Here is a 13,284-nt window from a genome sequence, read left to right as displayed (position 1 = left end):
GCCGTCTCCCTTTCCCGACTGAAGAAGAAGGATCCCTCAGGTGTCAAAGAGCATCGAAGTAAACGACCTCAATGTCTTCTACGGCGACTTCCTCGCGGTAGAAGGCGTCAGCATCGAAATCAAGCCCAACACGGTGACAGCGTTCATCGGTCCGTCTGGCTGCGGCAAGTCGACATTCCTGCGTACCCTCAACCGCATGCACGAGGTCATCCCGCGCGCACGCGTCGAGGGTGAAGTGCTCATCGACGGCAAGAACCTGTACGGACCGGGCGTGACCCGGTGCTCGTTCGTCGCCAGGTGGGCATGGTGTTCCAGCGTCCCAACCCGTTCCCCACGATGTCCATCAAGGAGAACGTGCTTGCCGGCGTCAAGCTGAACAACTCTCGGATGGCAAAGAGCGACCAGGAAGCTCTCGTCGAGCAGTCCCTGCGCGGCGCGAACCTCTGGAACGAGGTCAAGGACCGCCTCGACAAGCCCGGTTCGGGTCTCTCAGGCGGACAGCAGCAGCGTCTGTGTATCGCACGCGCGATCGCGGTCTCCCCCGACGTCATCCTGATGGATGAGCCGTGCTCTGCTCTCGACCCGATCTCGACCTTCGCGATCGAAGAGCTCATCGCCGAAATCAAGCAGCGGTACACGGTCGTGATCGTGACGCACAACATGCAGCAGGCTTCGCGCGTCTCGGACAAGACGGCCTTCTTCAACATCGCCGGAACAGGCAAGCCGGGCAAGCTCATTGAGTACGACCAGACCGCGACGATCTTCACCACTCCTTCGGTGCAGGCTACCGAGGACTACGTCTCCGGCCGCTTCGGGTAGGTCTCGCGCGCCCCTGCTTCTTGGAAAACCCGGACGATCTGTCTCCCGCCGGTGTGTCGCTCACTGACACGCCGAACACGGAGCAGATGGTCCGGGTTTTCCCGTCTCGCGACTCATCCTGCACACTGGGTCGGATCGCCCGGTTGTCCACGGATGCTGCGTTTTGGCCTCCAGCCCGCGGCGGATGCATCCAGGCTCGCAGCATGTCCTTCGTATCTGCTGCCGCGGTGTTGCGCTCACTCGCCCGGATGGCTCGAACGTCAGAGCTCAAACGCCTCGGTGTAACCGAGAGCGAGCTCACCCGCGCGACTCGCGCCGGCGAAGTGGTCCGCCCACGTCAGGGTGTCTACGCACTTGCGGATGCCGATGAAGCACTGGTGCACGCCGCCGAACATGGGGGTGCACTCGGCTGCTCCGAAGCAGGCAAACTGCACGGCCTGTGGATCCTCGAAGTCCCGGACGTGCATCACATCTGGCTCGGCCGGGCAGGCACAGCTCGATCAGACTGCGACAAATGCCGCATCCACTGGGATGACGGAAGGATCAAGGTCGGCACGCTGCCGCCGGTTGCTAATGTCCTGCTACAGATCGCCACGTGCGCAGGCGAGGAGACCTTCTTCGCGGCACTCGAGTCCTCACTGCGGCATCAGAAGTTACCACCCGGGGATATCGCCTGGCTTTGGGCGCATCTCCCTGTCACACTGCGCTGGCTCGTAGGATTTGCGCGAGCGGATGCCGACAGCGGGTTGGAGTCGCTCGTCCGACTGCGTCTGCATCGCCTTGGCATTTCCGTGCGAACTCAGGTGCACATTCGTGGCGTAGGCGAAGTCGACTTCGTCATCGGCGATCGTCTGATCATTGAAGCCGACGGAAAAGAAAACCACGACGACGCCGCGACCTCTCCCGACGAACCGGTACTGAGCTCTCGGCGACACAAGGATCTCCTGCGTGACGCGCGGGCGGCGGCGCTCGGCTACGAGACTCTGCGCTTCGACTACGCCATGATTGTGCACGACTGGCCGACGGTCGAGGCTGCAATCCTGGCAAAGCTCAGAGAGATCGCACCCAACCTCACCGGAAAACCAGGACGATTTGGTCGCGCAGCGGCGGGTCACGACCAGACACGCCGGTCGAACGACGGATGATCCGGGTTTTCCAATCTGAGGGCTGTGGACGGCGCCGCCAGGTGAGCCGATCAGCGATCAGTCGCGCGGGGAGAGCAGGTACTGGTTCAGTGCGGGGGTGAGCACCTGATCGACGGACAGTGACGTCGCGTCGATGGCGGTGATCGGCGCGGCGAGGCGCACGCTCGAGACCAGCCAGGCAGCATCAGCGCGGGCCAGATCGGATGCCGGGATCCGCTCATATCCGACCTCGAAGCCGTGACCGGAGAGGTATTCGTAGACACTCAACTGCGTAGTGCCGTGCAGGATACCGCCGGAAGGTGCGGGCGTCACGAACCGGTCACCGAAGCGAAGGATGAGCGACGCGGTAGGCGCCTCGAGCACGAAGCCATCGGTGGAGAGGAAGATCGCATCATCCGCGCCCCTCCGGTGCGCTTCACGCAGCGCCGCCATGTTCACCGCATACGACAGGGTCTTGGCGCCCAACAGCAACCAGGGCGCCCGCTCGGCCGCAGTGAGATCGTAGCCGCGGTCAAGGGTTACGACTCGCACACCCGTCTCGCGCACCACCGAGAAGTCGGATGCCGGCGCCGCCGTCACCCACGCCGTCGGTGTGGGCCCATGTTCGACGCCGCGACTGAGGATCAATTTGATCACGGCCTCCCCAGGTGGGCACTCGGCGGCGGCAACGAGGATCGCGTGGCGCCACTGCTCAAGATTGGGCACGGGAAGGTCGCACAACTGCGCCGAGTGCGCGAGCCGCTCAAGGTGCGGCACTACCTCTTGCGCATGCCCGTTGATCACGCCGATCGACTCGAACACTCCGTCGCCGCGCTGCGTGCTGAGCTCTCCGACGCTGAGCGCAGGAGCCGCGGCATCAACCACGGTGAACGTGTCTGCGTATTCGGCGCGCTCTTCGGAGGCGTCGACAGGATCGATGATGAGAGCAAATCGCCGGGTCATGAAATGACTCTACGGCTGATGTGTGGTCGGGAATACTCCCCCACTCCGGGCGTACAATGGAGTGGCCGGGCCGCATAACCCCGGGCTCCAAATTTTGCCGCTACGAGCGGCCTCCCGCCGAGAGGCGTTTTTGCGGCCCGGTCTTTTCATGCCTGGGCCCGTCCCCACAACGCCCGCGTGTCAGGTCAGGCTGCCGACGCGCCAGAGTGCGGCAGCCGCGCTGAGGTCGTTCGCATAAATGTTCAGCCTGCGCGCCCGCTTCGTCAGATCTGTAGCCCGACCAGGTTCAGTAACCTCGTAGTCATCCGCCGCGTGCGTGGCGCCAGACACCTGTACTCGGCAGAATGCTGCAGCTCGCTCAAGAGCCACCGAGAAATCACCGCGAAAGACGCCGCGAAGGATTGTGTCGATGAGTGCCACGAGTTCTTCCGGGCTCGCTGGCGCCGGGGCTCCCGCCACCGCAGCATCCGCAGAGCGCAGTTCGATCCGTCCGCGCTCATACAGTAGCGCTGAGGTCTGCGCATCACTGTGAATCGCAAGCTGTAGAAGATACAGCCGCCACAACGCCCCTGGCAACGATACGGCCGGCGCGCCAGCCCACAGCTCGGCGATGTCATCGATTCCATGATCGGCGCTGAACGCGATCAGCCGTTCGGCGCTCTCCCCGCTCTGATCGGCACGAGCTCTGCTGAGTAGCGCGGATGCTGTCGCATTGGCGACTCGCATGGCCTCGGCGGAATCCGCGGACCCAACGATCTTGTCGAAAGCTGCCGACGGGCGGCGGACGGGACGGTGGAACTGCTCAGCCATTCGTCCAGGCTACTCGCCTCAGGCGGTGGGGATCACAATGATCGGATCGGTCGTCGGCTGTCCGCTCGGCGAGCCGCCAGCCTGCTCCACGGTCACCGCGATCACATCGCCAGCGCGCATTTTCCCATCGAGCAGGGCCGTTGCCTTTCCGGCATCCGCTTCGAAGACACCGGCCGAGACCGGTTCTGCACCACGAACGAACCACAGCTCGTACGTTCGACCTGCGTCGAGATTGTCGAGCCCGTCAGTGACGAGCACCACGTTGCCCACGCTCGGCGACCAGTGGGCGGTTGCCGTCGCGCCGGATTCCAGCTCGATGCTGGCCTGCTGCGCGTCTGCCGATGACTCAATCTGCTCGAGAGCAACGACCGATTCCGGCCGAGTGAGCTGCGAACCAAGTACAGAGACGCCGACACCAATGCCGACGAGCAGCGCCACAGAGGCTGCGAGCGCGAAGAGAATGCGTCCCCATCGACGGGGCGACGGCGTAGCTGGGGCGCTCGCGACATCCGAGACCTCATCGGCCGACTGCTGCGGCATGTTCGTTATCTGCGCAAGAAGAGCATCGTGGAGAGTGGGCGGGGGCGCGACCGGAGCCACCGACTCCGCGAGGAGCGCAACAGTTCGCTCGTCGATTTGGGCGGCTTGTTCCCACTCGGGGTGCGCGGCGAGAGCATCCGCGAAGCTCTGCTCATCAGCATCCGAAAGCGCGCGCAGGGCATGCCCGGCAGCGAGTTCAGAGAATTCCTGTTCGTTCATGCGGTCACCCCCATTTCGTTTCGCAGGCGTGTGAGCCCGTCTCTCATCCGTGTCTTGATCGTCCCCAGCGGCGAGCCAACCAGAGCCGCAATCTCGCTCTGACTGTAGCCGCCGTAGTACGCCAGGACGATCGTTTCTCGTTGTGCTTCAGGAAGGGTCCCCAGCGCTGCCACCACTTGTTGCCCAGCAATGCCGAGTTCTACCTGTTCAGCGACGCTGTCATGTGCGACCCCGATGTCTCGCATACCAGCCTTGACGTCCCGGTCGGCGCTTGCTTGCGACGCCCGAACCCTGTCGACTGCTCTGCGGTGTGCCATCGTGAAAACCCATGTTCGTCCTTGCCCCTTGTTCGGAGCGAAGCGCGCTGCGGATTGCCAAACCTCCAAGAACACCTCTTGGAGAACTTCCTCACTCTGTGAGCGGTTGACGAGCACACGGAGGATCAGACCGAAAACGCGTGCGGAGAGTAGTTCGTACAGTTTCGCGAACGCTGCCTGGTCGCCGCTCGCGACGCGAATGAGGAGTTCGGCGGCGTGATCTTTCGCCGTTCCGTCCTCTGGTGCGTCCATACCGTCGATGACCATCCCCTCCAGCATGACGCATGCTCCACCTATCGCGGGTATCCGCCTCACCCAGCTTGCTCAGAAGTTTTTTGAGATTCTTCCCATCCGATGCGGACCGGGTTCCGAACATCTGTCAACGCCGCGGAGATATCGTGGCTCCGATCCCGGAGGTAGAGAGATGTTCAGCACCAAGAAGAAGGTCACCGCAGTCCTTACGTTGACGCTGGCAAGTGCGTTCGCACTGTCCGCATGTTCTATGGGCACCGGCGCCACCGATACGACGACCGAATCCACAGCACCGAAGACGACCGAGACGACCGAAGCTGCTCCTGACATGATGGACCCGGCCGCGAACCTCGTCGGTCCCGGTTGCGCAGCCTACGCCGATGCTGTCCCCGACGGCTCAGGATCCATCAAGGGCATGGCCCAGGATCCCGTTGCTGTCGCTGCATCAAACAACCCGATCCTCACAACGCTTGTTGCTGCCGTCAGTGGTCAGCTCAACCCCGATGTGAACCTCGTGGACACGCTAAACGGCGATGAGTTCACGGTGTTCGCACCGGTCGACGACGCGTTCGCGAAGATCGACCCCGCGACCATCGAGGCGCTGAAGACCGACTCGGCGACGCTGTCTTCGATCCTTACTTACCACGTGGTTCCCGGCCAGATCACCCCTGACGAGATTGCGGGCATGCACACCACCGTTCAGGGTGCAGACCTCGAGGTCACCGGCAGCGGCGATTCGATGATGGTCAACGACGCGAACATCATCTGCGGTGGAGTCCAGACCGCGAACGCCACCGTGTACCTCATCGACACGGTGCTGATGCCGCCGGCTAAGTAAGTCGGTACATGCCGAGGGGTGTTCTCGGTATTTAGGCAAGAAGTGGCCGTCAGCGATCTGTGTCGCTGGCGGCCACACTTGTTATTCTGACCGCATGCAACAGTTGACGGAGTGCCAAGAAGCATCCTCATGACGTGGGCACTGACGCTCGACCTTCTGGGGACTTTTTTTCTTCGCTATCTCCGGGAGTTTGCTCGCCGCCCAACGGGGATACGACATCATCGGATCGCTACTGCTGGGCAGCCTCACCGGACTCGGCGGCGGTGTCATCCGCGATTTGATAATCGGTGTCCCCCCGGCTGCGTTTGCCCAGCCGATCCACCTTGCTGCACCTGTCGCTGCGGCACTGCTGGTGTTCTTCCTCGCCAGCCGCGTCGAACGCCACTCGCGCACACTATTGATCTTCGACGCCGGTGGGCTTGCCCTGTTTTGCACCACCGGAACGGTGACCGCGCTTGGTGAGGGGATGAATCCAGTCGCTGCACTTCTGCTCGGCGTAACAACCGGAGTCGGTGGCGGCCTGATGAGAGATGTCGTCGCGAACCGGGATCCTCAGTTGTTCAGCTCCGATGATTTGTACGCAGTGCCCGCCCCTCGGCGTACGTTGAGACTCTCCGCATCCGATCGAAGGGAATGCGCATGCGCACCACCGCGGACATCCTGCAGCACTACGAATCGATCCGTTCGGACCAGGAATCGTTCTATCGCGATCTGCATGAGCATCCCGAGCTTTCGCACCAGGAAGAGCGCACCGCCGATGGCGTGTCGAAGCGGCTGAGCGCCTGGGGTTTCACCGTGCACACCGGCATCGGAGGAACGGGCGTTGTCGGCGTGCTGCAAAACGGCGAAGGCTCGACTGTGCTTTTGAGGGCCGACATGGACGCACTGCCGATTCGAGAGGCAACCGGGGCCGACTACGCCAGCACGGTGGAAGCTGTCGCCTCTGATGGGACGAGCACCCCGGTGATGCATGCCTGCGGGCACGACGTTCATGTGGCTTGTCTGCTGGGTGCTGCACGGCTGCTCGCCGAGCACCGGGATGCGTGGCAAGGCACGGTCATCGCGCTTTTCCAGCCCGCAGAGGAGACTGGCGACGGAGCAAGAGGCATGCTGACAGACGGTCTGGCTGCGCAGATTCCTAACCCGGATGTCGCGCTGGCGCAGCATGTGCTGCCGGGGCGTTCTGGCACTGTCGGGACACGGATGGGACCTGTGCTCTCGAGTGCGGACAGCGTGCGCATCACGGTCTACGGCCGCGGTGGGCATGGTTCGATGCCGCAGAACACGGTCGACCCCGTGGTGCTGGCGGCCCTTATCGTCGTACGGCTGCAAACGATCGTCTCCCGGGAGGTCGCACCAACTGATCCCGCAGTTCTCACCGTCGGGAGCATCCGCGCAGGGGCAAAGAGCAACATCATCCCGGATGATGCGGTGCTGGAGCTCAACCTGCGCACTTACACCGAAGCCACCAGGACACAGATGTTGGCAGCCATCGAGCGCACCGTACGCGGAGAGTGCATCGCCAGCGGCTCGCCGAAAGAGCCCGAGATCGAAATCTACGACAGCTTCCCGCTCACCGAGAACGACGAGTCGGTGACCGCACGCGTGGCGGATGCCTTTTCCGCACATTTCGGCGATCACGCGGGGGAACTCGATCTGCAGACTGCCAGCGAGGACTTCAGCGACGTGCCGCGCGCGCTCGGCATTCCTTATACGTACTGGGGCTCATCGTTGCCGCAGGCGCGTGGCTGGGCCGGCCGGGGGATTGAGCGCGTGCGGCGCTGATCGAAGCGGTCGGGACGCTCGCCGAGATCGCACCTCATGGACCACCGACTCGTCTGGGGCCTGGCGAGATTTTGAGCCATTCGGGTGAGGACGGGTTCCCGTCGGGATTTCCGATGTGGTCATCCCGGCGGGAACCGCGTGATTCCAGTGTTTCACTGGTGGGCCTTCCCAGGCGATTCTCAAACACGCGCCCGGCTCTGAAATCTTTGATTCGCCGTGTCCTCAAGGGTTCTGAGCGACGCGAACCGCGGAACAGAACCCCGAAGAGGCACGATTCGCGAGGCGCAGTCGCGAAAAATCCGACGAAGTCTCAAACACGATTGACCCCTGAGCGGCGTGCGGAGCTCGTCGCAGATTACGAAGCGGGGATGCCGGTTCGGATGATCGCCGCGAAGTATGCAGTACATCGCGGGACAGTCCCCACGCTCGTCACCAAGGAGGGAGCGCGGCTCAGGACGTCTGGGCTCGGTCTTACCGGCCGCGGTCGTGCTGCGTCCTTATACGCAGAAGGTCTCACGCTACAGGAGGTCGCTAAACGACTTGGCGTCGATGAGAAGACGGTCCGGAACGCTGTGGTCGAGGAGAGAGGTCAGATTCGGCCACGAGGCAGACGCCCTCGCGAGGCTCGCCGAGCGTCTTCGGCTTGAGGAGGTGGAGTTAGTAGAGTGGGGGTCATGTGATCACCACGGCTGACCTCACCGGTAGACGTGAAAGCTCTCACCGATGAGGAGGACGTGTTGCCGGAAGCCGACCACAGCCAGGCGACGGACTCAGTAGCTTTCCCTGCGGAAATCCTTCAACGCATCACAGATGTGGCAGGCAGTCGCGTGGTACTCGTTGTCGGTGCTGGGGTCTCGATGGAGAAGCCGACCGGTTTTGCGAGTGGTGCGCATTACTCCCGCGAAGCCCACCGGCGACTTGTTGCAGATGGTGTTCTGAACGACGGAGAGTGCACAGATCCCGACGACCTCTCGGTTCTCGCTGATCTGCTGTACGACAAGTACGGATCGCAGACTGAACTGACGAGCCGCCTACCGAAGGACGCTTGGCGGACGGCCGCCCCAAACTCGGGGCACCTCATAGCTGCCGCCTTGCTCATCGAAGGCGCGATTCAGCATGTGATCACTTTGAACTACGACTTGGCCTTCCAACACGCCGTAGCCGCCCTGGGCAACAGCACGAACATCACATTCGTAGAAGGTCCTGACGAACACAGAAATCTTGCCTCACACTCCGTGGTGCACCTTCACCGAAGCGTCAATCAGCCCGAGGAGACCTGGGTACTCAGGAAGAGCGCGCTCGATACAGACTGGGCTGCAGAATGGGAGAGCGTGATCGCAACGGCAAACCTGTCAGCTCCAGTCGTGGTATTCGTCGGCCTGGGCAGTCCCGCCAATGTTCTCACTGAGAGCGTCAGCAACCTCGCCGCAAAAGCACAATCCTCTTACTATCTGGTCGACCGCAATCAAGACTCAAGGTTCCACGAAGCATTGAGCGCGAACCTCACCGGCACTGTTGACCTCTACTGGGGCGACTTCATGTCGAGACTCGCCCAGAGAGTAGTTCTCGAACAGTTGCAGAGAGTGCGTGACGCACATAGTCAAATGGCGGAGGAAGACCCCGAAATGGCGTTGCGCCGGTCGCAAGATGTCGCAACACCTATCCAAGAGATCACGCTGCTCGACCTCGGCCGCGCTAGAGCCACCTGGCTACTGGGTCCGCACCCCTATGCCGGAGAGGGTGACTCCGCGAACCATAGGCGGATCGCGCACCTCCTGGTAGCGACGGACCACTTATCGGCAGCGCTCGCAACGAGTTCCCTAGACCTGGATGAGCATGGCCGCCTCACGGTCAAGACCGATGGCGGTTCGACGCTCGTCTTTGGGCTTGCGCATGGCGGAGGAACCATCGCGTGGAGCGCCATCAGCGCCAAGATTCGTGAGCGAAACAACAGCCTGGCACCTCAGCAACGAACAAATCTGGTCATCGTGGCTGGAGCCAGAAATACGCGAACGCCAAGTGTCGATGACCTTGTTCGGGAGGACACGTCAGGCGACCTCATTAGGGGCGCCGACAGCATCCACCCGATCTTCGCAGACGATTACCTAGGACGACCCGCGACTGACCTGCAGTCAGCGGTTGAGGAGCTACGACGATGACTGACGCGGTTGTAACGAACGAACTGCTCCTCACCGAGATCACAAGGCTGCTTGCAGAGTCTGAGATCGTCCGCGTAGACAGCGCTCGCCACCGATCCTGGCCTTCCAGTTCGATGGCATTCGAAGACGAGTACTCAGTGATCGCGGTGTGGGCATTTGAGTCGGTTGAAGAACTCGTCGCCGGATGGGGTACGGCACAAGATCATGTGGTCGATTTCCTAGGTGCGAACGTAATCGCGACCGACCCGAAGTCTTGGGATGGATACCTCATCCTCGTCGCGATGGACGGCGTTCCGGAGGAACTGGCTGCCGATCTGAGCACCATACGTTCCGATACGCGACGTGTACGCAAGTTGGTGCTGACAGCGGACGATCTACCAAGTCGTGTCTTCGATCCGCTTGAGCTGACTCCCCAGGTTAGGCGAACTCTGGCGCCGATTCTCGACCTTGATCTCGACACCACGCCAGGGAGGGCGGACCCCTTGGCCACGCTCCCATCGCGCGTTGCGGGGGCTCTCAGCAGCAGTGCGCACCTCGAAGTGGTCATCGCTGCGTACGAGGCAGGCGAGCCTCCTCTTGAAGCGCTCCATGAACGATTGATCGCAACCCGACAGACAGAGACGGATGCACTATGAGAGTCACTGGAGTTTCCATCACAGGGTTTGGCGGCGTCTCGGGCGAGATTGACATCGACCTTGACGCAGACGTGGTGATTGTCGTTGGCGCGAATGGCTACGGCAAGACGACGATCTGCAACGCGATTTCATGGGCGATCTCGGGTAAGACCACCAGCACGCAGGGACCCCGGAATCTTTACAGCAAATCCGGAACTACGACGGTTGAGTTGAGAACCGACTTCGACGGTGACGATGTTGTCATCACGAGGTCGCTGGAGAATCCGGGCGAGACCGATGCCAAGAAACTGCGTGCTCCACTTCGAGTGCGTGTGAACGATGCGTCACTTCGTGGTGCCGATGCGGAGGTCTGGCTCCGCCAGAATCTAGCGGGCACGGATACCAACGAAGACTTTGCCACACTGGCACAGTCGTTCGTGGACTCGATTTACCTGAGGCAAGAGTCGCTGCGCGAGTTCCTGACCGGACGCCAGGACACAGAGCGGTTCGACGCGGTCGCAAGCATGGTGGGCGCCGGACGTCTACGAGAGTTCGCGGATGAACTCCAATCGCACAAGCGAGCATGGGTTCGCGCGGTCAATCAGGCTGACTCGGCACTCGAAGGTGATCGCGCAAAGGTCGAAGACCTCGCAGCATCTTTGTCCGTGCTCGAAACCGAGATCACCAAAGCGAATACAGCCGAGGTGACCGCTCGATGGCGGACATGGAGCAGCGACGTTGCGGCACTCGGGCTCGTCGCGATCCAGGACACCCAAGATTGGGAACTGAGCGAGAGCACATTGACGAAGTTGCGTGCTGCCCTCAACCAGGCGCGAAGCACAATCGAGCAGGATGAAGCGGCCTTGCTTGCGGCTCAAGCAGAGCTGAGCGTGCCGCTTCCCGAAGGTCCGGACGAAACCGAGGTCATCGAACTCGAACGTCAAGTCGCTGATCTGACGGCTCAGAAGGAACAGGTCGAGCGCGACATCCAGCTATTTCGCGTTGCAGTTGGGGAAGCAGACGCGGCGCGTAGACAGGCATCCACTATTCGTGAAGAGCTAGCAAGTATGGCGTCGATCCTGCTCCGTCACGTGGCAGATAGCTGCGCAGCCTGTGGTCAAGAAGTCGATCCGGAAGCGTATCGTCGTCGCCTCCAAGCCATCGCCAACGAAACAGAGAATGCAGCTCTCCGAGAAGGGTCTGAACTACAACGAGCAAATCTCCAAGGCACAGAGAAGCGTCTGGGTGAGCTGTCCCTGCAACTCAAGACAGTCTCTGACCGGCACCGCGCCATGCTCGAACAACGCGCATCAGCACGAGCGGCGAAGGAGCATCGGCAGAGCCGAGTGCAGGAGGTGCTGGCCAGCTTCTCTGATGATCTGCCTGACGCGTCGGCAGAGGCGGGCAGCGAAATCCAACGACTCGCATCTGAACTAGATCGTGTAGCGAGGCGGAAGTCTCAGATCGCGCGAACATTGGAGGCAGGGCGCGAGTTCGATGCGGCAGCTTCACTGGACTCATCGAAGACACGACGTGATCGAATCGAAATCGAGTCCAAGGCGCTCCGCAACTCTTTGGCTTCCAAGGAGCAAGATATTGCCGATCGGCGGCGCACAAATGACGTCGCTACCGCACTTCTTGATGCAGTGAAGCTAGACGCGGAGACGTTTGTTGCCGACCGCCTGAAGCAGTTGAAGCCTCTCCTACGTCAGTTCTACGCAGCAATCGATCCCCATCCAACGTTCCGATCGGTTGAGATTGCCACACGCCAGTTCGGTGGGAAACACCGTCTCACTCCTATGCTGCGTGACGATGAGGTTCAGGTTGATGTCACGGAGCCCGGAGAGACGCTATCCACATCGCAAGCAAACGCGCTTGCCGTCTCCTTGTTCCTCTCCTTCAACCTCGGCTTCGCCCCTACTCATGTGAAGTCACTAATACTCGATGATCCGCTCCAGAACCTAGACGACGTGCATCTTCTCGGCCTCGTTGACCTACTTCGCAAGATCCTCCCTCATCGCCAACTGATCGTTACAACCCACGATCACGCGTTCGCCTCGTTGCTGGCGAGAAAGCTTCGGCCAGTAAGTGACGACTTCCGAACCACCTTCGTCCGCTTCACGAAGTGGGACCGCAACGGTCCTGGTATTGAGCAATGGGATGTTCCTGCGGAGACCAGCCCCCTAAAGCTTGTCGCACCGTAACAACCTCAGACGATCTTGCAGGTAGGGCTTAGGAGCATTTCGCTGACAGATTGGGGACCGACGCGTGGAGTATGAGTTCGAAGAGACGGATTCGATGCGGATCGGTGCGCTCCTGGATAAGCATGCTCCCGGAGCGACAGACACTACTGAGATTTGGGTAAGGTCCTGGTCGGATGCGGACTATGGATCGCTGGCTGACCCGGTCCGACTCGAGTTCGACTTTCTTTTCGGTGTGGAGCTCCAAGAGGACTTCACAGCTGCAGGGACCGTGGCGTTCGAGGAGTCCAATGTCAGAGCGACCGCTACCCGCCCTTTCGCCGCGACCCCGGAGGCAGTTTGGCTACTTCGCGGAGCACTGCTGAGTTCGGTATCGGAACACATGGTTCGTGCTCACGTCGCTGATCTGATCCTTAGCGGAAGGCGGGACGCTTCGCCTGCACACGCAGAAGCGACCGTTGAGCATTATCGAAACTGCGCGAGAGATGATGCCCTCGAACCAGGCGCCGGGCGATATCACTTGCGAGAGCTAACACGATCGCGCGAAGCCGCCGAATGACGACCGAGGCCTCCGTGCGAGAGCAGGCGCTGAATCTCGCCCGAGAGATGCTTACTCTCGGCCACAGCCACGCCGCGCTGACTC

The 13,284-nt window shown here is 61.5% G+C and carries 12 protein-coding genes and 1 pseudogene; 9 read left to right on the top strand and 4 right to left on the bottom strand.

What is annotated here, in order from left to right:
• The first annotated feature begins 40 nt into the window (after window positions 1-40).
• Together DC31_RS06610 and DC31_RS06605 are read left to right on the top strand one after the other, a co-directional pair.
• Window positions 41-819, top strand: a pseudogene (locus tag DC31_RS06610) (phosphate ABC transporter ATP-binding protein).
• A gap of 203 nt (window positions 820-1,022) precedes the next feature.
• Window positions 1,023-1,964, top strand: coding sequence for a type IV toxin-antitoxin system AbiEi family antitoxin domain-containing protein (locus DC31_RS06605; protein WP_081813775.1), 942 nt, complete (start codon window positions 1,023-1,025; stop codon window positions 1,962-1,964).
• Between the two features lie 57 nt (window positions 1,965-2,021).
• Here DC31_RS06605 and DC31_RS06600 read toward each other — a convergent pair whose 3' ends face one another.
• From DC31_RS06600 to sigK, 4 genes are all read right to left on the bottom strand, one after another.
• Window positions 2,022-2,906 (bottom strand): aminodeoxychorismate lyase, encoded by an 885-nt coding sequence (locus DC31_RS06600; RefSeq protein ID WP_036278436.1) that lies wholly within the window; start codon window positions 2,904-2,906, stop codon window positions 2,022-2,024.
• A gap of 180 nt (window positions 2,907-3,086) precedes the next feature.
• Window positions 3,087-3,716, bottom strand: coding sequence for a hypothetical protein (locus DC31_RS06595; protein ID WP_036278435.1), 630 nt, complete (start codon window positions 3,714-3,716; stop codon window positions 3,087-3,089).
• Between the two features lie 18 nt (window positions 3,717-3,734).
• Window positions 3,735-4,475 carry an anti-sigma factor gene (locus tag DC31_RS06590; RefSeq protein WP_036278434.1) on the bottom strand — a complete coding sequence of 247 codons (741 nt, stop codon included), beginning with the start codon at window positions 4,473-4,475 and terminating at the stop codon, window positions 3,735-3,737.
• Window positions 4,472-5,071: an ECF RNA polymerase sigma factor SigK gene (sigK, locus tag DC31_RS06585; protein WP_200872878.1), complete on the bottom strand. Its 600-nt coding sequence runs from the start codon at window positions 5,069-5,071 to the stop codon at window positions 4,472-4,474. Before sigK ends, DC31_RS06590 begins: the two co-directional genes overlap by 4 nt.
• 145 nt (window positions 5,072-5,216) lie before the next feature.
• On the opposite strand from sigK, the gene DC31_RS06580 reads away from it, so the two are divergent.
• The 7 genes from DC31_RS06580 to DC31_RS06560 all read left to right on the top strand — a co-directional run bounded on the left by DC31_RS06580 (window position 5,217) and on the right by DC31_RS06560 (window position 12,644).
• Window positions 5,217-5,882: a fasciclin domain-containing protein gene (locus tag DC31_RS06580; RefSeq protein ID WP_036278433.1), complete on the top strand. Its 666-nt coding sequence runs from the start codon at window positions 5,217-5,219 to the stop codon at window positions 5,880-5,882.
• A gap of 190 nt (window positions 5,883-6,072) precedes the next feature.
• A complete protein-coding gene (locus tag DC31_RS19260; protein WP_442921869.1) occupies window positions 6,073-6,660 on the top strand; it encodes a trimeric intracellular cation channel family protein in 588 nt (195 codons plus the stop codon).
• The gene (locus DC31_RS06575; protein WP_442921878.1) at window positions 6,543-7,667 is read left to right on the top strand and encodes an amidohydrolase; all 1,125 of its coding nucleotides are present in this window, start codon (window positions 6,543-6,545) and stop codon (window positions 7,665-7,667) included. The genes DC31_RS19260 and DC31_RS06575 overlap by 118 nt, the downstream gene beginning before the upstream one ends.
• Window positions 7,668-7,780: 113 nt before the next feature.
• Window positions 7,781-8,314 carry a helix-turn-helix domain-containing protein gene (locus DC31_RS20495; protein ID WP_442921868.1) on the top strand — a complete coding sequence of 178 codons (534 nt, stop codon included), beginning with the start codon at window positions 7,781-7,783 and terminating at the stop codon, window positions 8,312-8,314.
• A gap of 60 nt (window positions 8,315-8,374) precedes the next feature.
• Window positions 8,375-9,826, top strand: coding sequence for a hypothetical protein (locus DC31_RS06570; RefSeq protein WP_036278430.1), 1,452 nt, complete (start codon window positions 8,375-8,377; stop codon window positions 9,824-9,826).
• On the top strand, window positions 9,823-10,461 hold the full coding sequence (locus DC31_RS06565; RefSeq protein ID WP_036278428.1) for a hypothetical protein: 639 nt from the start codon (window positions 9,823-9,825) through the stop codon (window positions 10,459-10,461). The genes DC31_RS06570 and DC31_RS06565 overlap by 4 nt, the downstream gene beginning before the upstream one ends.
• Complete coding sequence (locus DC31_RS06560; protein ID WP_036278426.1) at window positions 10,458-12,644, top strand: AAA family ATPase; 2,187 nt, start codon at window positions 10,458-10,460, stop codon at window positions 12,642-12,644. The genes DC31_RS06565 and DC31_RS06560 overlap by 4 nt, the downstream gene beginning before the upstream one ends.
• Window positions 12,645-13,284: the final 640 nt, after the last annotated feature.

This window comes from Microbacterium sp. CH12i, assembly GCF_000685355.1.
Lineage (GTDB): Bacteria > Actinomycetota > Actinomycetes > Actinomycetales > Microbacteriaceae > Microbacterium.
The sequence above is the reverse complement of the archived record's forward strand: the minus strand, read 5'-3'. Positions and strand labels throughout refer to the sequence as shown.